This is a genomic window from Alteromonas sp. ABV4_150 (assembly GCF_056311745.1).
On the sequence record NZ_CM149971.1, the window covers coordinates 1,767,809 to 1,794,553 of the forward strand.

The 26,745-nt window shown below is 45.5% G+C and carries 22 protein-coding genes and 2 pseudogenes; 8 read left to right on the plus strand and 16 right to left on the minus strand.

Going from position 1 to position 26,745, the window contains the following annotated elements:
• Window positions 1–16: 16 nt before the first annotated feature.
• Window positions 17–934, minus strand: coding sequence for a type II secretion system protein GspC (gspC, locus tag ACYX4M_RS07755; protein WP_476082541.1), 918 nt, complete (start codon window positions 932–934; stop codon window positions 17–19).
• Between the two features lie 128 nt (window positions 935–1,062).
• On the opposite strand from gspC, the gene hslR reads away from it, so the two are divergent.
• From hslR to ACYX4M_RS07770, 3 genes are all read left to right on the plus strand, one after another.
• Entirely contained in the window at window positions 1,063–1,467 is a 405-nt protein-coding gene (gene hslR, locus ACYX4M_RS07760; protein ID WP_476082542.1) for a ribosome-associated heat shock protein Hsp15, read from the plus strand.
• Window positions 1,468–1,490: 23 nt separating this feature from the next.
• A complete protein-coding gene (hslO, locus tag ACYX4M_RS07765) occupies window positions 1,491–2,390 on the plus strand; it encodes an Hsp33 family molecular chaperone HslO (protein WP_476082543.1) in 900 nt (299 codons plus the stop codon).
• Window positions 2,391–2,835: 445 nt separating this feature from the next.
• Window positions 2,836–4,398 (plus strand): phosphoenolpyruvate carboxykinase, encoded by a 1,563-nt coding sequence (locus tag ACYX4M_RS07770; RefSeq protein WP_476082544.1) that lies wholly within the window; start codon window positions 2,836–2,838, stop codon window positions 4,396–4,398.
• Window positions 4,399–4,540: 142 nt separating this feature from the next.
• On the opposite strand, the gene ACYX4M_RS07775 is transcribed toward ACYX4M_RS07770, so the two are convergent.
• Window positions 4,541–5,029, minus strand: a complete 489-nt coding sequence (locus ACYX4M_RS07775) for a hypothetical protein (RefSeq protein ID WP_476082545.1) — start codon at window positions 5,027–5,029, stop codon at window positions 4,541–4,543.
• A 329-nt stretch (window positions 5,030–5,358) separates the two neighbouring features.
• Here ACYX4M_RS07775 and ACYX4M_RS07780 point away from each other — a divergent pair, with 329 nt between their 5' ends.
• Window positions 5,359–7,797, plus strand: a complete 2,439-nt coding sequence (locus tag ACYX4M_RS07780; RefSeq protein ID WP_476082546.1) for a TIM-barrel domain-containing protein — start codon at window positions 5,359–5,361, stop codon at window positions 7,795–7,797.
• 140 nt (window positions 7,798–7,937) lie between these two features.
• A pseudogene (locus ACYX4M_RS07785) lies at window positions 7,938–9,111 on the plus strand (MFS transporter).
• A gap of 82 nt (window positions 9,112–9,193) precedes the next feature.
• Here the strand turns inward: ACYX4M_RS07785 and envZ are convergent.
• The 5 genes from envZ to ACYX4M_RS07810 all read right to left on the minus strand — a co-directional run bounded on the left by envZ (window position 9,194) and on the right by ACYX4M_RS07810 (window position 14,825).
• A complete protein-coding gene (envZ, locus tag ACYX4M_RS07790) occupies window positions 9,194–10,528 on the minus strand; it encodes a two-component system sensor histidine kinase EnvZ (protein ID WP_476082547.1) in 1,335 nt (444 codons plus the stop codon).
• Between the two features lie 32 nt (window positions 10,529–10,560).
• Window positions 10,561–11,283 (minus strand): osmolarity response regulator transcription factor OmpR, encoded by a 723-nt coding sequence (gene ompR / locus ACYX4M_RS07795; RefSeq protein ID WP_118491268.1) that lies wholly within the window; start codon window positions 11,281–11,283, stop codon window positions 10,561–10,563.
• A gap of 243 nt (window positions 11,284–11,526) precedes the next feature.
• Window positions 11,527–12,657: a DUF2855 family protein gene (locus ACYX4M_RS07800; RefSeq protein WP_476082548.1), complete on the minus strand. Its 1,131-nt coding sequence runs from the start codon at window positions 12,655–12,657 to the stop codon at window positions 11,527–11,529.
• Window positions 12,658–12,832: 175 nt separating this feature from the next.
• Window positions 12,833–13,738, minus strand: coding sequence for a phosphoribulokinase (locus ACYX4M_RS07805; protein ID WP_334060839.1), 906 nt, complete (start codon window positions 13,736–13,738; stop codon window positions 12,833–12,835).
• Between the two features lie 121 nt (window positions 13,739–13,859).
• Complete coding sequence (locus ACYX4M_RS07810; protein ID WP_476082549.1) at window positions 13,860–14,825, minus strand: ion transporter; 966 nt, start codon at window positions 14,823–14,825, stop codon at window positions 13,860–13,862.
• Between the two features lie 163 nt (window positions 14,826–14,988).
• Here ACYX4M_RS07810 and ACYX4M_RS07815 point away from each other — a divergent pair, with 163 nt between their 5' ends.
• Window positions 14,989–15,765, plus strand: coding sequence for a sugar-binding protein (locus tag ACYX4M_RS07815; protein WP_476082550.1), 777 nt, complete (start codon window positions 14,989–14,991; stop codon window positions 15,763–15,765).
• 64 nt (window positions 15,766–15,829) lie between these two features.
• Here the strand turns inward: ACYX4M_RS07815 and purD are convergent, their stop codons facing one another.
• The 6 genes and pseudogenes from purD to prmA all read right to left on the minus strand — a co-directional run bounded on the left by purD (window position 15,830) and on the right by prmA (window position 22,561).
• Complete coding sequence (gene purD, locus ACYX4M_RS07820; RefSeq protein ID WP_476082551.1) at window positions 15,830–17,122, minus strand: phosphoribosylamine--glycine ligase; 1,293 nt, start codon at window positions 17,120–17,122, stop codon at window positions 15,830–15,832.
• Between the two features lie 27 nt (window positions 17,123–17,149).
• A complete protein-coding gene (locus ACYX4M_RS07825; protein WP_476082552.1) occupies window positions 17,150–17,965 on the minus strand; it encodes a class I SAM-dependent methyltransferase in 816 nt (271 codons plus the stop codon).
• Between the two features lie 342 nt (window positions 17,966–18,307).
• Window positions 18,308–19,906, minus strand: coding sequence for a bifunctional phosphoribosylaminoimidazolecarboxamide formyltransferase/IMP cyclohydrolase (purH, locus tag ACYX4M_RS07830; RefSeq protein WP_474872213.1), 1,599 nt, complete (start codon window positions 19,904–19,906; stop codon window positions 18,308–18,310).
• A gap of 82 nt (window positions 19,907–19,988) precedes the next feature.
• On the minus strand, window positions 19,989–20,282 hold the full coding sequence (fis, locus tag ACYX4M_RS07835) for a DNA-binding transcriptional regulator Fis (RefSeq protein WP_012520109.1): 294 nt from the start codon (window positions 20,280–20,282) through the stop codon (window positions 19,989–19,991).
• A 30-nt stretch (window positions 20,283–20,312) separates the two neighbouring features.
• Window positions 20,313–21,312, minus strand: a pseudogene (gene dusB, locus ACYX4M_RS07840) (tRNA dihydrouridine synthase DusB).
• Window positions 21,313–21,682: 370 nt separating this feature from the next.
• A complete protein-coding gene (gene prmA / locus ACYX4M_RS07845) occupies window positions 21,683–22,561 on the minus strand; it encodes a 50S ribosomal protein L11 methyltransferase (RefSeq protein ID WP_476082553.1) in 879 nt (292 codons plus the stop codon).
• A 208-nt stretch (window positions 22,562–22,769) separates the two neighbouring features.
• Here prmA and ACYX4M_RS07850 point away from each other — a divergent pair, with 208 nt between their 5' ends.
• The gene (locus tag ACYX4M_RS07850; protein WP_476082554.1) at window positions 22,770–23,531 is read left to right on the plus strand and encodes a substrate-binding periplasmic protein; all 762 of its coding nucleotides are present in this window, start codon (window positions 22,770–22,772) and stop codon (window positions 23,529–23,531) included.
• Window positions 23,532–23,685: 154 nt separating this feature from the next.
• Entirely contained in the window at window positions 23,686–25,308 is a 1,623-nt protein-coding gene (locus ACYX4M_RS07855) for an amidase (protein ID WP_476082555.1), read from the plus strand.
• 107 nt (window positions 25,309–25,415) lie between these two features.
• On the opposite strand, the gene ACYX4M_RS07860 is transcribed toward ACYX4M_RS07855, so the two are convergent.
• The 3 genes from ACYX4M_RS07860 to ACYX4M_RS07870 form a co-directional block, all read right to left on the minus strand.
• Complete coding sequence (locus ACYX4M_RS07860) at window positions 25,416–25,709, minus strand: high-potential iron-sulfur protein (protein WP_118491294.1); 294 nt, start codon at window positions 25,707–25,709, stop codon at window positions 25,416–25,418.
• Between the two features lie 222 nt (window positions 25,710–25,931).
• Complete coding sequence (locus tag ACYX4M_RS07865) at window positions 25,932–26,561, minus strand: flavin reductase family protein (protein ID WP_476082556.1); 630 nt, start codon at window positions 26,559–26,561, stop codon at window positions 25,932–25,934.
• Complete coding sequence (locus ACYX4M_RS07870; protein ID WP_105932532.1) at window positions 26,554–26,745, minus strand: zinc ribbon domain-containing protein; 192 nt, start codon at window positions 26,743–26,745, stop codon at window positions 26,554–26,556. The genes ACYX4M_RS07865 and ACYX4M_RS07870 overlap by 8 nt, the downstream gene beginning before the upstream one ends.

Consider the following 26,745-nt stretch of genomic DNA (forward strand, 5'->3'; position numbering starts at 1 on the left):
ACCGTTTTAGTTGTTGTTACGCCTCGGGTAAATCTAAGTAGAGCGTGGTTAAACTGCCATCTCGAATAATCGTTAATTCTATATTTTGTGCATTGCGTAGCTCAGACAGCGCCTCTTGCGATTGTTGCAAGTCGGTAAGGTCTAGCCCGTTAATTTGTGTAATAACATCGCCAGCCTGAAGCCCGGCCGATTTGAATAACTCAGGCTCTTTCCCAGGGCTAACTTGATAACCTATAAGTTGGCCTTCCTCAGTTTTCGGCGATATCGAAATAAAATCTGTAAAGCTAGCTGGCCGCTCACGAAGTGCCGCAGTTGCCTCTAATGCTTCTTCGCTAAGTTCAACGGTGTCTTCTTCTAACTCTTCTGGCTCAGGGCGATTTCTTGCCTGCATTTCACGGCGACGATTAGCTTCATCGTAGTCAATGCCGTCTAGCATCAGGGTTTCGTTTCTTACCCCGTTTTTAATAATGACGCGATCGTTATACACCTTTTGCAACGTGGCATTGGTGCCTTCAATTTTTTCACCCAAACCATAAACCGCTTGGCTGCCGCGATTTTCAATAATCGCCGTACCAGCCTCTTGCTCTGAACTTGCTACCACACCCGTTAATGTTAAATTCAAGCGCGTTTCTGGTGCGTCGGTAACCTCGGCGACCGGTTCAGCAGGTTTGGCCGCAGCATTACCAAATAAATTCAGCTGTTGTATTTTCGCTATGTTGACCCCACTTTTGCCTGATGACGATGAAATAACCGGAGCTCGGCTTACTGTGGGTGTCGCAGATAGTTGAGGTTCAGGTATAATTCGCCACACAAGTTTGGCAGCAAATGCAATTAAATACAGGCTAAGCAGAACCACTACTATGGTATGTAGCTGTTTTTGATGCTGGCTTAGATAAACAACCAGAGATTGTGGATTGGGTTTATTGAATGTCATGCTGCCACTAATGGTACTGCTTTATTATAATATAGTGAATTTTTGGTTAACCGCGCTTTAGCAAACCCATAATAGCCTAGTAAAGGTGAGGGTCAAACACTAAAGCCGCACCATTACGAAATTATTACATGAGCCAATCGGAAAGTAACAATACACCACAAAATGTTAGGCTGGACAAGTGGCTATGGGCTGCAAGGTTTTTTAAGACGCGCGCCATTGCGAGAGACATGGTGCAATCGGGAAAAGTCCAGTACAACGGGCAACGGGCCAAACCTGGTAAACATGTAGAGCTTGGATCCATGATTAAAGTTCCCGCGGGATGGGATATTCGCGAAATAAAGGTGCTAGGCTTAAGCGACAAGCGCTTGAGTGCGCCATTGGCACAAGCTCTTTTCGAAGAAACGGCTGAAAGTGTAACAAAACGTGAAGAAAACCAGGCTGCACGAAAATTGAGCGCTTTTCATAGCCCTAAGCCAGATCATAGACCTGATAAAAAGCAGCGACGACAGATTATTAAATTTAAGCAGCAATAGTTTGCTGCTCAACAGGATCATTTATGAGCGATTTCGATAAATTACACCGCTTCCTATTTACCCAAGCTAATGTTCGAGGCGAGTTAGTGCGTCTTGATGAAAGCCTAAAAAATATAGTTCACAGTTATGAATACCCAGTGCAAATTCAAACCTTGCTTAGCGAGATGGCAGCGGCGACGTCTTTGTTAACGGCAACGCTAAAGTTTAAAGGTGAGATTTCACTTCAAATTCAAAGCAAGGGCCCGGTCAGTTACGCGGTATTAAACGCCACGCATGAGCAAACATTACGCGGAGTAGCGCGCTGGGATGAAACGTTGGATACGCTGCCAGATGCTTTTTCGGAGCTTTTGTCTCAAGCGGTGCTAGTGATCACTATTACACCAGATGAAGGTGAGCGTTATCAGGGCGTAGTAGCCTTGGATAAACCTTCTCTTGCTGAATGTATTGAGGGCTACTTTGCTCAGTCAGAGCAGCTTGCAACCAGCGTTCATCTGATGACAGACATGAGCGACCCTAAAAATGCGAAAGCGTCGGGTGTATTGCTTCAGGTTCTACCGACCGATGCAAGCGCAACTGACGTGTCGCAGGCCAATGAATTTGCTCACATCTCAAAAATTACCGAAACACTGACCAAAGAAGAGATGTTCTCTTTGCCTATTGAGGACATTTTGTATCGTCTTTATCACCAAGAAGATGTGGAAGTGTATCCAGCTAAAGACGTAACCTTTGCCTGCTCATGCTCGAAGGAACGCAGCGCAGAAGCGCTTCGTCATGTAGAGAAGTCTGAACTTCACGCGATTATTGCTGAAGAAGGCGCGATCAAAATGAACTGTCAGTACTGCCATGCAGAATACCGCTTTGACAGTATAGACGTTGAAGCTATTCACAGTGGCAACTTCGACGCTCCTTCTTCTAATCAGTAACTACTTGTTTACTTCTGTGTTAAAGCATCTTCTTTCGAAGGTGCTTTTTTATTTCAGAACACCTCGCAGTATATCTCAATTCATTCGCTCAACACTTCACTTATGGTCAAAAAATACCCAGTAGTAAGTGTTTAACTTTTCTCCACAGTCCCACTTTCCTTTTTCTCCCGGTTTCAGTGAAAGTTTTCACTCGCTGTTTCAAAAAAAATTTAATTTTTTATTTTGAAATTCATCGATCATTAAAGCCTCGCTACGCATATTTTATGCATTTATATCCAAGGAAAACGCTTTTACTGTAATTAATTTACAATATTTATGAAATCTCAACGTTTTGAATAATGATTATATGTCTTATAAATGCGCCTAAGCCCTTATTTACTTTACACTCGAAGAGGTGATACTTTTTTGAAAGTGCTTTTGAAAAATTACATATAGGGTAACAGCCATGACCGCAGCAGCCTCAATTCAAACGGAACTGAAAGTAACGCCACTCACCGACCTGCCAAATGCAGAACTTATCGAACGCGCCGTATTACGCGGTGAAGGTGTATTAGACAAAAACGGCGCGCTTGTCGTTGAAACCGGCAAACGTACGGGCCGCTCTCCAAACGATCGATTTATCGTTAAAGAGCCTTCAACAGAAAACGACATCGATTGGGGCAAGGTGAACAAGCCTTTTGACACTAACAAATTTGATGCGTTGTGGGACCGTGTTGAAGCTTACTTGTCTACCCAAGAACACTTTCTTTCACACCTTCAAGTGGGCTCTGATCCTGAACATGCTTTGTCGCTTGAAGTAAGAACGCAAACCGCGTGGCAGCACGTTTTTGCTCGTAACCTTTTCATCATCCCTGAGCAGTGGAATGTTAAAGGTGAGCAGCCATGGCAAATTTTAAACGTACCTGGTTTCACCTGCGAACCTGAGCGTGACGGCACCAACAGCGACGGCACAGTTATCATCAACTTCGCTAAAAAGCGTGTGTTGATTGCAGGCATGCGTTACGCAGGTGAAATGAAAAAAGCCATGTTTTCAGTACAAAACTTCCTGCTTCCAGCAAAAGATGTACTACCTATGCACTGTTCAGCGAATGTGGGTGAAGAAAGCGATGTTACTTTGTTCTTTGGCCTTTCAGGTACTGGTAAAACTACGCTTTCAGCCGACCCTAAACGTTTCCTAATTGGCGACGACGAGCACGGCTGGGCGCCAGGTAGCGTATTTAATATTGAAGGTGGTTGCTACGCGAAATGTATCGACCTATCTCAAAAGAATGAGCCTGTCATTTGGAATGCGATTAAGTTTGGCACTATTTTGGAAAACGTAGTGCTTGATGATACACGCAAACCAGATTACACCGATACATCACTAACCCAAAACTCGCGAGCTGCTTACCCACTTTCACACATTGAAAAGCGCGTTGCTGAAAACCGTGGTGGAGAACCTCGCTCGGTCGTATTTTTGACCTGTGACGTAAGTGGCGTATTGCCTCCGGTTTCTGTACTAACTGAAGAAGCTGCGGCGTATCACTTCCTAAGCGGTTACACAGCGAAAGTAGGCTCTACGGAAATTGGCTCTACTAGCGATATAGAATCAACCTTCTCAACTTGTTTTGGCGCGCCTTTCTTCCCGCGTCCGGCAGGTGTGTACGCAGAGCTTCTGATTAAGCGTGTTAAAGCGTTTGGCGCTAAGGTTTACTTGGTCAATACCGGTTGGACAGGCGGCCCTTACGGCACAGGTAGCCGTTTTGATATCCCTACTACGCGCGCCATTATCGATGCCATTGTATCGGGCAATTTGGCTGATGTTGAAACCCAGCACATTGACGCGTTAAACCTAGATGTGCCAGTGGCAATAGACGGTGTAGACAGCAATTTGCTTGTGCCACAAAACACGTGGGCAGACAAAGAGAAGTACAACGAATATGCCGCTAACTTAGTTAACGACTTTAAACAGAACTTTGAAAAATATGACGTTAGCGACGCTATCGTTAAAGCCGGGCCGGGTAACTAATACTCGGTCCGCCCCTTCCCAACGTTCATCACACTCAACGTGATTGATGTTTTGCCCGCACCGTGTTGCGGGCTTTTTTATGCGGCTACTGCTTAGTTCACATGGCTTTCGAGAACTAGCTAAGTTAATCACACATGTAATATTAAAGTATTGAGTTAAACCAGTTCGTTGATACTGGAGTAAAGTTGATGTCGGCCTTGTACTGAAAAAGCTCGCTGTCCATATGACTATCTCTTATCCAGTATTTCTGTTTATCAATAGAGATAAGTCTTAGGGTGTATGGAACGCCAAATGGATCTAGAGGAGCAGTTTCGATAAGTAGCGAAGTATCAAAAATTCGAATCTCTCTCTGTTTGTTGTTTGGTGGTGGAGTTAGTTTGTTTTGAGCATCATAAATAACTGGGACATGTAAGTACGCAACGCCCTGTGGGAGATTATGTTTACTGACAACTTCAAATAACTCTTCGCGATCAAATCCCAATTGTTGGATGTCCCAACTGGAGTCAATAAATACTGTCGCTAAAGCGACGTTATTATCTCCAACATGAATAAATGCGCTAGGTTGAAATAATCTGACAAAGCAATAAAACCCAAATAAAGATGTTATGACACCAAATAACATCCATCGCATTATTTATTTCGCTTTAGATTAACTTTATTAGGTGAGGTTGGCATCGGCGCATAATCAGTTGATGGCATAACGTAGTATTCTCCATGATTAATAGACTCCCAATTCATATATCTTTTTATATCAGTAAGTGAGCTAAAGAGATAATCATTAATAAAGCAATTGTTGTTAACAAATTTAACATTATGAATACGTATGTTTATTTAAGTTGAGCAATGCACTAGCTATCATTCACCGTACACAAATAGGCTTTAATTATGCGCGCTTTGTTAATTAAGTGCGCTTCGCTAATTCAGTACGCTTCGCTAGGAAGCACAAAGAAGGTTCTAAGCATGATAGACAGGAAACAGCGTATAGCGCTTGCATGTGTTGGTTTGGCATTTTTCTCGGTAAATACGCTAGCCGAAGTTCAAACAGCAACACTCGAAAAAGCTACGCTAATTATTGATACGGATACCAATGACTTCACGATAAGCGCGTTGCACGATAGTAGCTTTCAAGTAACGTATCTTACTGATGATAATGGCACGCCTTACGCAAATCTACCGTCTATGGCGCTTCCCGAGGCCGCGTTGACTGATGTTACAAACAAAACGGCTAATGATGCAGAGCTAGTTGAAACTGCGACAACCCTAATCTTAAAACGCAATAACATTGCAGCGCATGTTGATAAGGCGACGCACGCTATCAGTTATTCTGTTAACGGCAAAATTGTCGCGAAAGAGCAAGGCGGACTAAGTATTTCCAGTAACGGCGTCAGCCTGTCGTTTGCGTTAGATGAAAACGAAAAACTCTATGGTGGCGGCCAGCGGGTATTGGGTATGGACCGTCGTGGTCATAGCATGCCGCTTTATAACAAAGCACATTACGGTTACACCACCTCTTCAAATCAGATGTACTTTGGCTTGTCGGCGGTGATGTCGTCAAAAAATTACAGCGTATTGTTCGATAACACTGCTTCTGGCGAGCTAGATATTGGCAAAACGAACAGCGACGAGTTGCTATTCAAGGCACAAGGCGGCCGCGCCAGCTACATCATGGTATTAGGGGAAAACCTGGAAGACACGGTAAGGTCTACTGTAGCAGTAACGGGAAAGCAGCCGCTTCCACCGCGTTGGTTGTTAGGTAACTTTGCGTCTCGTTTTGGTTATAAATCCCAAAACGAAGTGTTGGAAGTGGTAGATGCTTTTAACAAACAAGATATTCCTGTCGATGCCGTGGTGCTAGACCTTTACTGGTTTGGCAAGGATGTTAAAGGGCACATGGGTAATTTAAGTTGGGACAGCGCCACCTTCCCAGAACCTGAGAAAATGATTAGCGAGCTACGCGATCAAGACGTGAAAACCGTGCTTATAACCGAGCCTTTTATTCTAACCACATCAAAACAGTGGAAAAGCGCCGTTGCCAATAATGCTCTTGCTCAAAATGACAAGGGCACGCCTTACACCTTCGACTTCTATTTTGGCAATACGGGCCTAGTTGATGTGTTCAGTGAAAGCGGCCAAGATTGGTTTTGGCAATATTATGAAAAACTTGCTGCGCAAGGTGTAGCTGGCTGGTGGGGCGACTTGGGCGAGCCCGAAGTACACCCTAATGATATACAGCACAATTGGAGCGATGCAGGTCTAGAAAATAACACGGTAAGCGGTGCAGAAGTTCACAATGGTTATGGCCACCAGTGGGCGAAAACCGTGTATAACAATTTGACTGCACTACAGCCTGACACACGTCCGTTCATACTCATGCGTTCAGGTTTTTTGGGCAGCCAACGCTACGGTATGGTGCCTTGGACCGGAGACGTAAGCCGAAGCTGGGGCGGACTTAAGCCACAGGTAGAACTAGCACTTCAAATGAGTGTTTTTGGTATGGCGTATACCCATTCTGATTTAGGAGGCTTTGCCGGAGGCGAAACCTTTGATCCCGAGCTCTATACCCGCTGGCTTCAGTTCGGTACCTTTTCACCGGTATTTAGGCCTCATGCACAGGATGATATTGCCCCAGAGCCTGTTTTCCATGCCGACCCCGTGAAGTCTATTGCGCGCAAGTTTATTCAGCTTCGTTACGACATGCTCCCGTACAATTATTCATTGGCGTTTGAAAATGCACTGAACGGCACACCGCTAATGCGCCCATTGGCCATGGAGTATAGTGAAAGCTTATGGTTTGAAAACGCTGACAGCTATTTATGGGGCGACGCGCTATTGGTGTCACCGGTGACCCGCCCTGATCAAAGCCAATGGACGACAGCTCTTCCTGAAGGTATTTGGTTCGACTTTTTCTCCAACACCAAATACCAAGGCGGGCAAACGGTAGATTACCCATTAACCCAAGACAACTTCCCTGTATGGGTTAAAGCAGGTAGCTTTATGCCCATGTCAAAAGGGCTTGATCGTACAGATCAGTTTAATGCTCGCCAGCTAGAGATACATTATTGGCACGACAGCTCTGTAGCTTCGTCTTCTTACACCTACTACGAGGATGCCGGCAAAAATCCAGCGTCTGTCAAAAAAGGCTTGTACACCAAACTACAGCTCAGTGCGTCAGTAGACGAAAAGGCCGCATTAACCCTGACTCTTGATAGCGAAGGCAGCTATATAGGTATGCCTAAGCAGCGAGACATCACTTACATCGTGCATGGTTTAAGCGAAAAACCACAGAGCGTTTCACTTGATGGCAGGAGCGTGCCTGTAATGTGGGATGAAAAAGGGAAAACGCTTTCACTTGCAATTTCTTGCGATTATCAGCAATCTGTAGAGGTAGTGATTATGTGATAATTAAGGGCTGCTGTTCTTTCTTGCACAGTAAAGGTCAGCGCCCTCAAAAGGTTCACTTTGTGGTCAAGGGCATAACTACGCTGTGCCCTCACGCCTAAATCGGATGTCTTTCTACTGATATCAGCCATGGAGCCTAAATGAGCCGACTTCCTGCCACCATCGTTATTTTCGCTGGTTTTTTTCTAATTGGTAAATTGTTTCTCTTGTGGGGAATATTACTGCCAGATATTGCAGCCGATTTGCAAATGGCTGAAGTAGTCAGTGGCGCACTTTTTTCGCTCTTCTCTGTAGGCATGATGTTAGGCGCTGTGATTGGTGGCAAGTATGCCAGTCGCTTCGAATATATGCCGCTACTAGCTACGTTATTCAGTATGAATTCGGCGCTGTTGCTGCTTGTGTCAGTGCTTACCGCTTGGCAATGGTTTTTGGTGTTAGCGGTATTAATCGGTGTGGTGAGCTCAACAATATTTACTATTGGCCACACGCTTATTGCACGAATGTACGCAGAAAAGCGCTTTACTATGATGGGCTTAATGGACTTTATGTTCAGCTTAGGTACGTTTGCCGCGTCGTTTTTTGTAACACTGTTATATCTTATTGAACAAAACTGGCGATTGCCTATTCAAGTAGTGGCTGGCGTGATGATCATTCTATCGTGCTATACCTATATCGCTGCGCGGTCGCAGGCAAAAGTTAGTAAAGATCAACCAAAACAGCCGAAGAAAACCTTGGCATTTGGCGTAATCATCAAGCAGCCAGTTTTTATATTTTTAACTTTGCTCTCGTTTGGCTATGGCGCGGTAGAGTTTGGTAACGCTAACTGGTTTGTGAGCTATGCGCAAAACGGCTTAGGCTTTAGCGGTGAACAATCCCGTAATTTACTCGCGTGCTTTACCGCGGGTATGGTGATAAGTCGCCTGAGCTTTCCATTTCTGCTTCGCTTTGTATCAGTCCACCGCATGATTGTACTCATGGCCACCGCTTCGCTTGCTGGCGTTTTTTCACTTAAAATGATGCCGACTTCCTATGGCATCGGCGCGGGTAATTTATTGCTAGGCTTAGGGCTAGGTGGGCTTTTTCCGCTTGCACTGTCTGCGGCAATGAATATCGACAGCGACAACGGCCCTGTGCTTTCTGGCATTGCCATTATCGGCAATGCCACGGGGGTACAGGTAGCTCTGTTTTCTACCGGACTTTGGGCTAACTTTGCACCCCTTACCACGGCATTTTGGGTGATCCCATTGGGTGGATGTGTGCTTTGGCTAAGCTTCTTACGGTTACAGTAGGAAGATTAAGTACCACAGAAGCTGAATAGGTTGAGAGGGCTAGCTAGTTGCAATAAGTTTAATCTCAATGGCAAATGGCAGCGCGTTAACAGCGAAAACCTATAGCGCTAATTCTTTTGAGGTAGTTCTGAAAGGTAGGGTAAGTAAAACTCTGCCACTAGCCCTTGCTGCGGGTGGTTTCTAAGCGACACTTCGCCGTCGTGAGCCTCTACTATTCTACGAATAATGGCAAGCCCTAGACCAGAGCCTGACGAGTTACGCGCTTTGTCACCTTGTGCGAAGGGCATAAAAACACTGCTGAGCTCTTCTTCGGGAATACCTCGCCCGAAATCACGCACTTTGCAGTACACGCGTTTTTCGTGACGATTATAAAAACTGCTAATGGCGATTTCGTCAGAACCGTATTTAAAAGCATTTTCAATGAGGTTGTCGATGACTCGTTTCATTGCAATACGGCGCAGTGATAATGGAGGGATGGCGTTAAGCTTTAATTCAATATGGTGTTTATCATCTAAATGTCTTGCTTGCACAAGCTCTGCAATAATCGCGTTTAAATCGGTTTCTTGTGTGACTTCTTCTGTGTCATAACGTGCATAGTCAATGAACTGGTCAATAATGGCATTCATATCCTCTATATCATTTACAATGCCGTCTTTTATCCAATCCTGATCTTCTGGCAGCATTTCCGAAGCAAGGCGGATGCGTGTGAGCGGCGTGCGCAAGTCGTGGGAAATACCTGCGGTCATAATATTACGGTCGTTCTCAAGCTGCTTTATACCTTGATTCATACGGTTAAAAGCACGCGTTACCTGGATCATTTCCGTACTGCCTTGCTCGCGAAGCGGCGCGGGGTGCTCACCTTTACCCACGGCAATTGCTGCTTTTTGTAAGGCTGATAAAGGCCGCGTCATGCGCCTTACAAACAACCAGCCACCGGCTACGCTCAATATCCCAATTACCATTAAATACATAGTCAGTGGGGAGATATTCGCCTCGTTTAACCCCGAAATGGGAATAGAAATCCAGGTGTCTGGATAGCGAATAAGAGATATCCATACAATGTAGGGCGCATTCTCGTCGCTAGCTTGGGTGGCTGTACTTATGCGCACATCGGCCAGCTGCCTTAGCTGTTCACTTACCTGCGTCGATATGTAGCTGTAATAAACAGCGCTTTCTAAGCCGTTCTTTCTCGCCACGCTTTCATCGAAAACTTGCACCTGCGTTTGCTGAAAGTAGCGTTCCCGAGTTTCTTGGTTAGTCACCAGTAAATCATTAGCCAGCACAGACTTAACCTGTGTGGCTAATAAGCTATTAATTTGCTGGTAGCTGGGCTGAATAAAGTAGTAGGTGACCGAGATGTAGGACACTATTTGGTTGATAAGCAACAACACGCCAATGAGCATGACGGTTTGACCAAAAGCACTTTTGGGAACTAAACGCATAGCTCACCGTCTGCTGTGTAGCTCATAGGTGGTTAAACTTGCTCGCCGTCTGGGACAAAAACATAGCCCAAACCCCATACGGTCTGAATGTAGCGCGGGTTGGCTGGGTCATCTTCAAGCATTCTACGTAGTCGAGAAACTTGAACATCAATACTGCGCTCAAGGGCGCTGTAGTCTCGGCCTCGTGCTAGGTTCATCAATTTGTCTCGTGACAAAGGCTCACGGGGGTGAGTAACCAAAGACTTTAATACTGCAAACTCGCCGCTTGTCAGAGTCAACGGCGTATCGCCTGCTGTCATCTCACGGGTGGCGAGATTAAGTTTGTAATTGCCAAACTCCACAATTTGCACGTCTTTAGACGGTGCGCCCGGCGCTTCGCTGCTGCGCCTGCGCAATACTGCTTTAGCGCGGGCTAAAAGCTCGCGTGGGTTAAATGGCTTTGGCAAATAATCATCTGCACCCATTTCAAGCCCAATAATGCGGTCAACTTCATCGCCTTTCGCGGTAAGCATAATAATAGGCATGTCGTTTTCTTGCTGACGAAGACGGCGACAAATAGATAAACCATCTTCGCCTGGTAGCATAAGATCTAAAACCATTAGGTGAAAATTCTCGCGCTCAAGCAGTCTATCCATTTGCTCTGCATTGGCAGCACTACGAACTTGGTAGCCCTGTTCTAGCAAATAGCGCTCTAACAGGCTGCGCAGGCGCATGTCGTCATCAACAACGAGAATTTTAGAGGTTTCCTGACCCATACTCATACCTTTCGTTTTAATTTTGTTTCACTATAACCACAAGAAGTGAAATACAAAAGCGAGAAAAGCGTAAAAGCTAAGGGATGATTGTTACAAATAGTGTCTAAGGCAGATAAGTCGAGAGAAGGGGCGGGTTGCTCGCCCCTCGGACATTGCCTTTCATCCATTTTTCTTTTTTATCTAGCATAATTCAGATAAGAGCGTGACCACTCGTGAAATGCTGGCTGTATAGATTGTTGAATACTAATCAAAAGTAACGACATTAAGCGCTTTAGTATCCGCCGTGCCGTTAAGTGTTTCCAGATATAACTTTGTTATGGCATCAGTGCCCTTGTGCGGCTGTTCGAAGAACTGGTCGCTGACTTTTGATGCGAAGCGCTGCCATGCACTTGCGTATTTCGCTAAAAAGGCCTCATGCCCCCATTCCCCTTGGCGCAGTTTTACGCGAGCTGGTGCGAAGAAAATTTCTGCATTAAGCCGTTTGGGGTTGGGCTTTTCTTCGGCTTTCCAATCGGTTGCACCTATTAAGGTTACTTCGCTCAAGCTATCGCCAAGCCGCTCGCTGAGGTTATTAATTAGCGTGCCGTTAGCTGCAAAATCAAGTAGCCAGTAGCGTGAATCGCTTTTGTCACTCGCAAGCGCATTAAGGTCATCATAGCTATACACTGCATCGTAGCAGTCAAACGCTTTGACCACATCCACATTAGACTGAGAGGTTAACCCAACCACCTTATAGCTGGCTTTGCGAGATGCTTTTTGATCTTTAAGTAGTTGCGCCGTTCCCAATGCAGTTTTACTTGAAGCGCTAGATAGCAGCAAAGTCTCGCCCTGCGCTTTCTCTGCAACATAATCATCAAGTACAAACGAGGTCATATAAAGGGGCCTGAAATTTAGCTGCCATGCTTCACGGTCTTTGTCGTAGCCAGGGTCCGCCACACAGCGCAGGTATTGGTCGTAAACTGGGCTAATGCTGTTACGCATTTCGTGTACGTCGGAAAATCCGTGTGGAGCAACCTTTCCTGCCTTAATTACCCAGTGGCTCGCCATGGGCAGGTAGCCGAATACTTTCTCGCCTTCTTTGATATCAGGATGACAAGACGCTTTCACTGTAGCAAAGCCCCAAACCGGTACTATGCCAAAACCGTTTGGGCTATCACAACTGTCATCGCTTTGTGGTGGGAAAAAGCCCCAGTAGCCCATTTTAAAACCCAGCGCTGCGTAGGTGATGTTATTGGCAGAAAAGCCGAAGCTGTCGGTTTCCAGCAATACTTCGTCTTGCTGTAGATCGCCTACGTTTATATCGCAGTAAACAACTTTAGTGTTGGTAAGGTCTTGCTGATCTATCCAAATTTGCTGGCTTTGAACTGTAGTCATAATAGGTGCCCAACGGTCATAGAACTGGGTTAAAAGGCCCAGTTAAAAAGCTTAGTCGAAAAAAGCTTAGTCAAAAAAGCTAAGCAATATTCAACCTAGACTGACGCAGGGGAATAGCCATTACGACTTAATGTTTTAAATAGATGCCTATAGAAGCAGTGTATACAGCCCGCTGCTACTCGTCGGTACTAAGCCAATCCATTTGATGGCCGGCTCGTCGTTTTTTATTCAAAATATCTTCAAGCAGCGGAGTTAGGATAAGTTCCATGGCCAGCGCTATTTTACCGCCCGGCACAACTAACGTGTTGATACGTGACATAAACGACCCGTCGATCATTTGAAGCAAGTAAGGATAATCGACATTCTTCATTTCACGTCTAAAGCGCACTACAACAAAGCTTTCATCTTGGGTGGGAATTTCCCTGGCGCTGAAAGGGTTCGAAGTATCAACCGTGGGGACGCGCTGAAAGTTAACGTGGGTGCGAGAAAACTGCGGCGTGATGTAGTGGAAGTAATCGTCTAGTCCGCGAACAATGCTGCTCATTACCGCTTCACGCGAATGGCCGCGGTCAGTGGTGTCACGCACAATCTTTTGAATCCACTCTAGATTTACAATCGGCACCATGCCAACCAGCAAGTCTACGTGCTTCGCTACGTCATTTTCTTCAGTTTTAACACCGCCATGTAAACCTTCATAAAACAGCAAGTCGGTGTTTTGCGGCAAATCTTGCCACGGAGTAAAGGTGCCCGGCATCTGATTAAAAGGAACAGCTTCATCAAAGGTGTGAAGGTATTGCCTAAACTGCCCCGTGCCCGAACTGCCATATTCTCTAAAAAGCGTTTCCAGTAATTCAAAGTCGTTGGCCTTAGGACCAAAGTAGCTGATATGTCTGCCTTGTTCTTGGGCTTTACGAATTTCAACTTCCATTTCTGGACGAGTAAAACGGTGAAAGCTGTCACCGCCAACTACTGCAGCATTAACATTTAAGTTCCTGAAAATATGGCGAATAGCATTGGTCGTGGTAGTAGTACCCGCGCCGGAAGAACCTGTTATAGCAATAATAGGGTGTTTGACAGACATAGGAATTCTTTTTGGAAATGACGGGTACTAGTTATAAGCTGATGTGCGACAAGAATCAAGGGGAGGTATAAGCGCTTAACACTCAATTCTTGGGGGAATTTACGCGGCAGCCTGCGTGCAGTCAATCATCTAGCCGTTTGTGATGATGCTGCAATAGGCGCACAATTAACTTTGCCTCTTCTTCATCTAAATCAAGAAGTGCGCGAACATGTTCTAGGTGGTGTACATCGTGTTCGCTAAGCTTTCCGTCGTCCAAAACGCTTCGTACTGTGTCTTTAAACCTATCGCGCTTTAGCTGCATCTGCGACGTGTAGCTAGAAGATAAAATACCTGCTGGTAAGGCGTAAAAGCAAATACCCATGATAGTTATAAGGCCACCAAATATCTTGCCTAATGCTGTCACGGGAACGGCATCGCCATAGCCAACGGTAGTAAGCGTAACCAGTGCCCACCACAATGACGCTGGAATGCTGCTGAAAACATCGGGTTGCGCGGTATGTTCGATATAGTAAATGCACGTGGCGGCAATAACAGTGAACAGCAGAAGTACGCTGATAGCAGCAATGAGGCTATGCGACTCGTTGCGCAAAACGGTAACAAGGGTTTGCATTGAACGGGAATAGCGTCCAATTTTCAAAATTCGTAGTACTCTGAATACCCTTAATATGCGCAAATCAAATGTTACAAAAACGCTTAAGTAAAAAGGTAGGATTGCCATCAAATCAACCAGTGCCATCGGACTCTTTATATAAGTCCAACGCTTTTGCCATGCCGTTGTTATTTTGGGGGGAGCGCCGTTAGCTTGGGAAGCACTGTTGGCTTGGGAAATACGGGGAGGCGCTGATGCACTGCTGTAAACGCGAAGTATGTATTCAATAGTGAAAATAAGTACCGAAACGACCTCAATGATATGCAGCTCATTCTGCCAAAGGGTTGGAATACCCGGTACAGTTTCTAACATCATAGCCGCCACATTTACGATAATCAGCGTGATAAGCAATATATCAAACCACTTGCTACGTTTTTTGTATTCGTGAGCTTCGCTAGCGGGAGCAAGAATGTGATAGCACGCGTTTCGAAATGACATAGCTAAATTTATGATTTAAGAATTAGCCTTGTTATATCAATAACGGAGATAAATTGGTAATGCTTCTGACAAAGGGAGACGTTACTGGTCAGCATTTCAAACGCAGCAGGGCTTAAAACATGTTAGTTTAAAAGACAAGAAGGCAAACTAAGAGCGTATTCAATTGAAAAGTACTAAACCCCTAGTGTCAGTATTCAACTCGGTACTATTTGTCGCAACACTTGTTGTCGCTATGCTTGCACCTGCAGCAAAGGCGGATCCAGACAATGTTATGTTTACCAAGAATGCACCCGTGATAGATGGCGTAGCAAATGATGCGGCATGGAAAGAGGGCGATTGGCACGAAATGACCTCGCTTATGTGGGGCACTGCACCTGAGCCCAGCGATTTTTCTGGTAGATATAAGCTTCGCTGGAACAAAGATGCGTTATACCTGCTGGCAGAAATACAAGACGACCACCTTTCCGACACATATGCTAACCCGCTTGAGCGTTACTGGGATGATGACTGTTTAGAAATTTTCATTGATGCGGATGCCTCTGGTGGCGATCATCTTAATAACTACAATGCGTTTGCCTATCACCTGGCGCTAGACAATCAGGTTGTTGATATTGGCCCCAATAAGGCGGGAGAGGCGGTACCGCAGCTATACAACAACCATGTTGAGAATAAGTGGCAGCGTGATACACAAGCGCCTTACAATATTTATTGGGAAGCAGCGGTTCATGTATTTGATGATAGCTATCAACACGGAAAAGATAATTCGCCTGTTGCATTAAAAGAAGATATGGCACTGGGTTTTATGCTTGCCTATTGCGACGCAGATGGTGGTGACAGAGAGCATTTTTTAGGCTCCCATGAGATTACCCCAGTAAACGGCGATAAAAACTTGGGGTATAAAGATGCGTCGGTGTTTGGAAAAGTGCTTTTAACTAAGTAATGTTGGTCGTATACGTCATAAAAAACGCGGCATTAAGCCGCGTTTCTAATGTTTTGTGTTTCGTTTATTTTGCTTCGGCTTCACGGGCAATAGCGCGGTGTGCAATATCAGTACGGTAATACACATCTTTAAACTGAATGGCTTTTAGTAGCTCGTAAGCTTTTTGCTGCGCTTCAGTAACGTTGTTACCCAAAGCTGTAGCGCAAAGTACGCGGCCACCTGCGGTTACCACTTCGCCATCTTGAAGGGCGGTGCCTGCATGGAAAACCTTTCCGTCTAACTTAGCGGCTTCTTCGAAACCAGTAATCACGTCGCCTTTATCATAGCTGCCTGGATAGCCGCCAGCGGCAAGCACAACACCTACCGATGCGCGCTCATCAAACTCAATTGTTTTACCAGCAAGTTCGCCTTTGCACGCTGCTTGGCAAAGTGGAACCAAGTCAGATTTTAAGCGCAGCATGATTGGCTGGGTTTCCGGATCGCCAAAGCGGCAGTTGTATTCGATTACCTTTGGAGTGCCATCGGCCATAATCATAAGGCCAGCATATAAAAAGCCAACGTAGTCGTTGCCTTCAGCAGCCATGCCGTTAACTGTTGGCATAATCACTTCTTGCATAATACGGTCGTGAATGTCCTGCGTTACAACTGGAGCCGGAGAATAAGCACCCATACCGCCTGTGTTCGGCCCTTTGTCACCGTCAGCCGCACGCTTGTGGTCTTGGCTGGTGGCAAATGGCAGTACGTTTTTGCCATCTACCATGACAATGAAGGACGCTTCTTCACCGTCTAGGAATTCTTCAATAACTACGCGGCTGCCGGCTTCACCAAACGCGTTACCTGCCAGCATGTCGCGGATAGCATCTTCGGCTTCTTCAAGGGTCATCGCAACAATAACACCTTTACCTGCCGCTAAGCCGTCAGCTTTTACAACAATCGGCGCGCCTTTCTCGCGAACATAAGCAATAGCTGGGTCAATTTCGGTGAAGTTTTGGTATTCAGCCGTAGGAATATTGTGCCGAGCCAAAAAGTCTTTGGTAAAAGCTTTTGAGCCTTCTAGCTGCGCCGCAGCTTGAGTAGGGCCAAAAATCATTAAATCTGCGTTAGTGAACGCATCTACTACACCTGCAACTAGCGGCGCCTCTGGGCCTACAATAGTAAGCGCAACATCGTTACCTTGAGCAAAAGAAACTAGGCCTGCGATGTCGTTGACATCAATAGCTACGTTCTCAAGCTTAGGTTCTGTAGCAGTGCCTGCATTACCAGGAGCTACAAATACGGTTGAAACATCAGAAGACTGCGCTGCTTTAAACGCTAGCGCGTGTTCGCGGCCACCGCCGCCAATTACAAGTACGTTCATTAACTGTTCCGTTTTGAGTGTTTAATATTATGATTTTGGTTTGGTGAATTTTAGCGTCATGCGATTGCTCTCGCCAATCGCCATGTATTTTTCGCGGTCTTGGTCGTCAAGCGCCAAACGAGGAGGTAGCGTCCACACACCTTTCGGGTGATCTGCGCTATCCATTGGGTTTGCGTTAACATCGCTACTAGCTTCAAGGACAAAACCCGCTTTTTCAGCGGCAGCAATAACGTAAGAACGCTTCATATAGCCACTTTTCTTCATCGCTTCATCATCTGCACTTTCAGGTAGCTCATGTTCCACTACGCCCAGTACGCCGCCTGGCTTAAGCGCTTTGAAAAATGCGCCAAATGCATTGTCGATGCCTTCGTCACCGTGACGCATGTACCAGTTGTGTACGTTGCGAAAGGTTAGCACCATATCAGCGCTGCCCGCTTCGCTAATATCTAGCGCTTTCATAGGGTCGAATGCAGTAAGCTCAGCACCTTCATACTTCATGCCTGGCTTCATTTTCTCTTTAAAGCCTTCTACCGACTTTTTATAGTAGCCACTGGTCTCATCGTCTACATAAAAGTGAGCCGCTACGTATTTTCCGTCTTGTTTTACAACAGAATAAAGAATGTCGGCATACCAGCCGCCACCTGGAGAAATTTCGACTACAGTCATGTCCGGCTGTAGACCAAAAAAGCGTAATGTTTGTTGAGGGTTGCGATACTCATCGCGCACTTTGGCTTTATCAGAGCGGATATCGCTCATTGCGGCGTCAGAAATAGCATCGGCACCGGCATAGGTTGCTGTTACACCTAGTGTTGCTGCTAATACGAGTTGGGCTAACTTTTTCATTCTTATTTCCTTTTTCTGTCGAGGGTAGGTAGTTGTCTATGCGGACTAGTAAAACATAACATTTATTAGTAACACTATTACTACAAATTACTACAAGTCAGATCAAGCCTATCAGCTAACCTCTATTCGCACTTACGCCTTAGCAGAATTATCCGCAACTCTGTCGCTTCGATGAGGTATCAACACAACCATGCGATTGGCCTCGGGTCTGCGTAATAAAAAGGGTTAAGGAAAAATAACAAACACGCAGTAAAGTAACTAAATGCCACTTTACTGCGTGTTTAACTTAGGTATTGGTTTCCCTCACTAAGCCTGCACTAAAAGATATAGCGCAGATACCTATTAGTGACGGAAGTGACGCATACCCGTGAACACCATAGCAATGCCGTGTTCGTCAGCGGCGTCAATTACTTCTTGGTCGCGCATAGAGCCGCCAGGCTGAATTACTGCCTTAATGCCAGCTTCAGCTGCTGCGTCAATGCCGTCGCGGAATGGGAAGAAAGCGTCAGATGCCATAACAGAGCCTGCCACTTCAAGGTTCTCGTCAGCTGCTTTAATACCTGCAATTTTTGCAGAGTAAACGCGGCTCATTTGGCCTGCGCCCACGCCCACTGTCATGCCGTCTTTGCAGTAAACAATTGCGTTAGACTTCACGTATTTTGCTACCTTCCAGCAGAACATAAGGTCGCGTAGTTCTTCTTCGCTCGGCTTACGTTTAGTCACCACTTCTAGGTCTTCCATTTCAACCATGCCGAAGTCGCGCTCTTGTACTAATAAACCACCGTTTACACGTTTAAAGTCATAACCTTCAGTTAGCTGGCCAGCCCAATCGCCACACGCTAGAAGGCGTACGTTTTTCTTCGCACTTACGACTTCTTTCGCTTCATCGCTTACTGTTGGTGCGATAATCACTTCCACAAATTGACGGTCAACAATGGCTTGTGCCGTTTTCGCATCAAGCTCGCGGTTAAACGCGATAATGCCGCCAAATGCAGACGTTGGGTCAGTTTTAAACGCACGGTCGTAGGCACTTAGAATATCGTCGCCAATAGCAACACCGCACGGGTTAGCGTGCTTAACAATTACACATGCTGGTTCTTCGAATTCTTTCACGCACTCTAGCGCTGCATCGGTATCAGCAATGTTGTTAAACGATAGCTCTTTACCCTGAAGCTGAGTAGCAGTAGCAACCGATGCTTCTTGAATATCGTTTTCAACATAGAAGGCCGCTTCTTGATGGCTATTTTCGCCATAGCGAAGATCTTGCTTCTTAGTCAGCTGCATGTTGTAGGTACGTGGGAATTCACTGTGCTGATGGTCACAGTCTGCTTCACAACCAGTGCTGTCTAAACGGGCACCAAAATAGTTCGCAATCATGCCGTCGTATTCAGCTGTGTGTTCGAATGCTTTGATGGCTAGATCGAAGCGTGTGCTGTAAGACAAAGAGCCGTTATTGTCGTTCATTTCAGCAAGAACGCGAGAGTAGTCAGATGCGTTAACCACAATAGTCACGTCTTTGTGGTTTTTGGCTGCCGCGCGAACCATTGTAGGGCCACCGATATCAATATTTTCAATCGCATCTTCAAGCGTGCAGTCTTCATTTGCCACGGTTGCAGCGAACGGGTAAAGGTTGACCACCACAAGATCGATAGGCGCAATATTGTGCTCTTCCATCACCGCTTCATCGGTACCGCGACGACCAAGGATACCGCCATGAATTTTCGGGTGAAGGGTCTTAACGCGGCCAGCCATAATTTCCGGATGACCTGTGTGATCAGACACTTCTTTAACAGGTAAGCCAGCGTCAGCGAGAAGTTTAGCAGTACCGCCCGTCGACAGAAGTTCTACTCCAGCGTTATGCAGCGCTGTCGCGAAATCGAGGATACCGGTTTTATCAGAGACACTAAGGAGAGCACGTTTAATAGGTTTTGGTGTTTGCATAAATTTTAAGTTTCTAATGTTGTAGTGTTGAAACAAAAAGAGCACCGATTGGTGCTCTTTGGTGGGCAAAGCCCTTGGAATCTTAGTTCATGCCGTATTGCTTAAGCTTCTTGCGAAGTGTGCCACGGTTGATGCCCATCATGATGGCAGCGCGGGTTTGATTGCCGCGTGTGTAAGTCATGACTTCTTCTAGCAGCGGCGCTTCAACTTCAGCCAGTACCATTTCGTACAGGTTATCGATGTTTGCGTTATCCAATTGCTTAAGGTACTTGTTAACCGCTTGCTTTACAGAGTCACGCAATGGCTTTTGAGCTTGCGTTTGTGAAGGCGTAGTTACTGTAGTAGTAAAAGGTGAAGTCACGTTTTGATCGAACATAATACTGTGTTGCTCTTAAGTTAGTCATCACTATGCTGCGGGAGAGATCTGTCGGGTCTCTCGTGTCTGCAGCGCTTGAAAATATGCATTTAGTGCATCGAGTTGCTCATTCGCATCATCGATAGCGTTAAACGTTTTACGAAACTGACGATCCGTATCGTGCTCCGCGAGATACCAGCCCACGTGCTTACGGGCAATTCTTACACCGGCAATGTCGCCATAAAAGTCCTGCACATTAGCTACATGCTCGTGCAAAATCTCATATTGCTCTGACAGCGGCGGTGGTGCTAGGTTCTCGCCCGTTTCAAGATAATGTTGGATTTGTTTAAATATCCAAGGCTTACCTTGCGCGCCGCGACCTATCATTACGCCATCTGCACCGGTGTAATTCAGCACCTCTTGTGCTTTCTCTGGAGAAGTAATGTCACCATTTGCAATAACCGGAATTGAAATTGCCGCCTTTATTTGACGTATGGTGCTGTATTCAGCCTCTCCTTTGTACATACAAGCTCGCGTTCTGCCGTGAACAGCAAGCGACTGTATGCCGTTTTGCTCTGCAATGCGGGCAATGTCTACCCCATTGCGATTTTCTGGGTTCCAGCCGGTACGAATTTTCAGTGTCACGGGTACTTCTACAGCATTAACTACTGCTTTAATAATCGCTTCCACTGTGTCTGGGTATTGAAGCAGCGCAGAACCTGCTAAGCTTCTTATTGACCTTTTTAGCAGGACAACCCATGTTGATATCGATGATTTGCGCACCATTCTCAACATTGAATTGCGCTGCCTGAGCCATAAGCTCAGGGTCGGCCCCAGCTATCTGTACAGAGCGAATGCCTTCTTCACCCTCATGGTTCATACGCGCCTGGGACTTAGCTGTGTTCCAAACCTTCGGATTACTCGAAAGCATTTCTGAAACAACAAGCCCTGCTCCTAAGCGCTTACAAAGTTGGCGAAACGGTCTATCTGTTACGCCAGCCATGGGGGCCAACATCAAATTGTTTTCTAACTCGTAAGGTCCAATTCGCATTGTAAAATGTATAGCTCACCATCTAAAACTGCACAGAAAATATACACCCGGCTAAAACGGGGCGCTAAGTGTACGTGTTTTCGCAAGGCTTGAAAAGGCTAAAAATCACACAAAATTTCACTTCGTGGTCTTGACAGTGAAAAAAATCTGTCACATTAGTAAGCTAACGTCGATTTTTAGTACGAATATTGTGCGAAAGTCTTACAGCCCCCGATTTGAAAGGGCTGTAATGTGAAAAAAATTAACAAATTATTAGATGCTGACGATTTTTATCGTATGAATTTTCGTCGCAATATTGAGGTGGTTTGCCGTAAACGCTCTAATGCGACTAGACGTATATTTAACCGTCTAGTCAGTTTTTTAATCGCGCTTAGTGTTTTTTACCCGACACTCGCGCCCACTCTCCGTCAATGGTACTGGGTTCAAGCGTAATGTCGTTTGAATAAGCGTCTTCAATGCGAGTAACTTGTTCTGCCAGTATGCCTGAGAGCACTAACAAGCCGTCCTTTTTGCAGTAATTAGTAATAACGCCTTGGAGTTCTAATAATGGACCTGACAAGATATTCGCCATAACCACATCGGCTTCAAGCTCAGGCTGGTCTTCCGGTAGATACACATCTAGTCGGTCTTCAACGCCATTGCGGCGTGCGTTTTCTTTTGTCGCTTGAAGTGCTTGCGGGTCAATATCAATGCCAATTACGCGTTTAGCACCCAATTTCAACGCGGCCAGCGCTAAAATTCCCGAGCCACAGCCAAAATCGACCACAGTTTTATCTGTCATATCGATACCGTCTAACCAGCGTAGGCAAAGTGCAGTAGTAGGGTGCGTACCTGTGCCAAAAGCAAGGCCTGGATCCAACATAACGTTAACGGCATCAGGGTCTGGAACGTCACGCCAGCTTGGACAAATCCATAAGCGTTCGCCAAACTGCATTGGGTGGAAATTATCCATCCATTCCCGCTCCCAGTCTTTATCTTCAAGCGGCTCTAGCTTGTATTTAAAGTCTGGGCCAAGCACTTTAGCTTTACCTAGGCGCTGCAGAATACCTTTCATATCCGCATCTGCTTCAAACAAACCCACTACTTGTGTATCTGGCCACAATAAGACTTCACCCGGCTTGGGTTCATACATTGGGGTGTCTTTCGCGTCTACATAGGTAACCGCCTGCGAGCCATTTGCCGTTAGCATGTCGCCTATTGATTCTGCATATTCAGAAGAAGTATTAATTCGAAGTTGTAGCCAAGCCATAGTTATCGTTCGTTGGGACCTTTGCTGGTTATTGTACCTTTGCTCGGCGTCAAACAAAATGGAAGCAAGCGAAAAGCGTTACGATAGGTGTGATTTGTCAGAGTCAGCGGTGTTTTAAAGCCTTAGCCTTTTGTTCACTGGTATGGATTCTAAATGCGCCTATAGTTATTTATTAGTGCGGTTCGATTGTAAAGTTAATCGGAGTTTTATGCGTATTCTTATCTCTTTTATGTGTGTTGTTGCCATTGCTTTGCCCACTAAAGCCCGTGAATTAGACGTGGTGGTTGGCTGGAACAAGCCGCCCTATGTGATTTCACAAGAACACAGTGGTTTTGAAATTGATTTGGTAAGAGCCATTTTAGCGGAAATGGGGCATACGCTTTCGCCCATCTATGTTCCTTTTGGGCGAACTGCGCGGCTTTTGAAAGATAACGCTGTGGATATAGGACTTACACAAAACGCTGCGCACAATGTGGATGATACTGTCCTTTCCGACCCATATATCATCTATCAAAATGTTGTTGTGACAAAAGCGCAGAGCCACTATGTTATCAATGATATTGATGATCTGAAGGGCAAGCGTGTCATCGCGTTTCAAACAGCGCAATCGGTATTAGGTGAAGAATTTAAGCAAGCATTAGCGCTAGAACCAATGTATATGGAAATGGCAAGGCAGGACCGTCAGGTCGACATGCTTATGCTCGATCATGTGGACGCGATTGTGCTAGATAGAAATATTTTCAATCACTTCAGATCCCAAAACAGCACCTATGCTGAGAAAGAAACGGTGTTCCATGAGTTGTTTCCTATTTCGGCATATTGCGCGGCTATTCCTGATCCTGAGCTAAGAGAAAAGTTTAATGCTGCTCTTCATCGCTTTATTGCAGATGGTCGGTATCAATTACTGCTCGATGAATATCAACTTGATAATTTGCTTCACAAACTGCCAAAGGCGCCCGCCGCACTGTAAATGCACATTTTATCGTCTAGACAGTGAACTATTTCTGGTTCAACGTATATCAAACTACCATTACGTTAATGCCCATCACCTCCTACCTAACCGAAGATGAGACACGATGGCATAAGCACGTCCACATTAAAAACAATGCGTTAAGGAAAGCTCTATGTTGAAACAGTGGTATTTACTAGCCGTAACCTTGCTGTGTACCGCCTGCGTGTCGCAAGCGCACCGTGAAGATAGCGATAATAAAAAGTGGCTAGATGAGCCAGCATACCTGCAGGCTCAAGCTATTGCTCAAGGCGATACAACATCGACAGAGCTCGTGAGCGGATATTTAGCTCGAATTAATAAGTTAGATGAAAAGACAAATAGCGTTTTAGCACTAAACCCCAATGCATTAGCAGACGCTAAATCAATTGATAAACAATTTGCCAGTGGAGCGGAATTAGGCCCGTTAGCCGGTATCCCTGTACTTTTAAAAGACAATATAGAGAGCGCGGAAATGCCCACAACGGCAGGCTCTATGGCGCTTATTAATAACGACACCGGACGAGACGCCCCCATTGTGGCGAAACTAAAAGCAGCGGGCGCAATCATTCTTGGCAAGACTAACTTATCTGAGTGGGCAAATTTTCGTTCTGAATCATCGATAAGCGGTTGGAGTGCAGTAGGGGGACTAACCCGTAACCCTCACATATTATCGAGAAGCGCATGCGGTTCATCGTCTGGCTCGGGCGCAGCAATGTCACTTAGATTAGCGTCACTTGCCGTAGGTACTGAAACCAATGGCTCTATAATCTGCCCGGCATCTATTAACGGTGTAGTGGGCTTTAAGCCAACCGTTGGTTTACTTTCACGAACTCATATTGTACCCATTTCATTCAGCCAAGATACAGCGGGGCCTATGACTTCCAACGTTCAAGACGCATGGCTGATGACGTCAGTTATGGCTGGTGAAGACGTGAACGATAGTGCAACTGAAAACACGGCGTCTCATCAACCTAACATGCCTTCATCGGAAATGCTGGCAACAGATTTAAAAGGCAAGCGCATTGGTGTTGTCAGGTATCGTCAAGGTGATAACCCTCATGTACTTGACGTCTACGAAAGCGCGTTAAATCAGCTAAAAGCATCGGGTGCTACGCTGGTGGATATTAGTGATTTTTCTCAGCCTGACTCCTTTTGGGCCGACTCTTATAATGTTTTACTGAGTGAGTTTCACCACAGCATCAACGAATATTTGTCGGGATCGCCAGCAGAAATCCCCGCAAGAAATTTATCTGAGCTTATCGCTTTTAACAGCCAAACCGAGCGAGAGCTAGCGTTATTCAACCAAGATATTTTTGAAAAGTCGCTAGACGCGGCGCCTATTGATAGCGAAGCGTATCACAGCGCCCTAAGTCTTATTCAAGATACAGCGCGCGAAAATGGTATTGACGCATTGCTAGCAAAACACAATGTCGATGTATTAGTTGCACCTTCAAATAGCCCGTCATTTTTAATTGACGGTGTGTATGGCGATCATTCGCCAGCGGGTTTCATTGGTATAGGCTATCTAGCCGCTGTAGCGGGGTATCCCCATCTCACAGTACCAGCGGGTGAAGTGAAAGGTCTTCCAGTAGGCATTAGCTTTATCGGTGCTAAGTGGAAAGATGAAGATGTGCTAAAGATAGGTAAAGTCTTTGAAGCTAAACATGGCTTTTTCATTAAGCCAGGTCTTTTACCTACACGTTTTGATGACCCGAGCTTAAAGGGCATCCAAAATGGTCTAAATGAGAGCCGCTAGATAAAAGCACGTGGTTTGAATGTGTAGTCCGTTAAGCAGTATTGAAACTAAAAAGCCCCCGATACTTATCGGGGGATTTTTCTATTTATGTAGCTGCGAGTGATGGTTTAGCCTGGCTTTTTAACCCACGCGCTACACCAGCCATCAGCGTTAACCAGCTTGTTAGGGAAAATGTTACAAGGCCGATATTGTTCGCCATCGGCTCCCTGCACGTACATGCAGTTTGCACATTTTGCACCTTCAACGGTTGAAGACGGTGTGTAGTTTAATGCTTTCGCAGTTGGGTCATCAGCGCTCAATTGTTCTTGAGCTTGTGCACGTAACGCTACACCACCTAATGTAAGACCGATAACTGTAGAGCCCGACAGTTTTAAAAAGTCACGGCGATTTACAGATTTCATAACATTCTCCTTAAGAGATAGAAACGATAATGATTCTTTTTTATTCAGTGCTTTAAACGCAAAAACCTGCCCATAGAGGCAGGTTTTGTGTATTGTTTAAATACTATCTCTTTTTGAAAAAAGATCGAACGAAAAGTCGTATTTTCACTTGATCTAGATTAAATAAAATTCAGAGTGATGCCACCAGATTATAAAGATCAGACCGTTTGTTCTGCTACAAGTTCACTTTTTAGCGAGGGGAACACCAGGTTTAGCGTAGGCAAATTGTGCAATACGCGTAGTGCTGTGATAGCTATCTAACCCAGAAATGCAGGCGGTGTTGGCTTTTTCTATATCGGCGTATCCGTTTTCATCAATAATGCTCTCTGGCATATGAAGCTCTTGGATCTCTCCAATAACCATTTCGGTTTCGTTAAGCAGTTTTAAATGTTGCGCCACCTTTAAGCCCATTTTAATTTCGCTCTCTTCGACAAACGGTGCACTAAAAGACTCGCTGAAGTGCGGCGTTAAACCCACTGCTTCAAATTCGCTTTCATCAGGGACATAACGGGCAGATGTTTGGTGTGCTTTATCGACCCAATCAGTCGACACGTGATTTAGCGTATAAAAGCCCTGTTGCTTTATATTGCTAAGGGTATCTCTTACCACAGTATGTGGGCGCATGATCATGCCTATAAGTGGTGGGTTAGCACCGACATGAACGATAGAGCTTACAATGGCTAAATTGTTGGTGTTCCCGTTTGTGGTACCCACCAAAGTAGCCGACTTAAAGCCAGATAAACTGTTGACTAGATTAGCTCGGTATCGCTGAGCAAGTTCGTCAATATCGCTGCGTGTAAACTGCTTAGTCATTTTCTCGTTCTGCCTCAATTTGAATGTCGTCACCATGCTGATACGTGGTCAACTCTATTGGTTGGCAGCACACCTGACAGTCGAGTACTTGGACTTGACCCACATCGTTAACTTCATCTATTTCAACGTCGTTAGGCGCCATACAGTAAGGGCAGGAGAAGCCCATGGAACGGGTTAAGCTCAT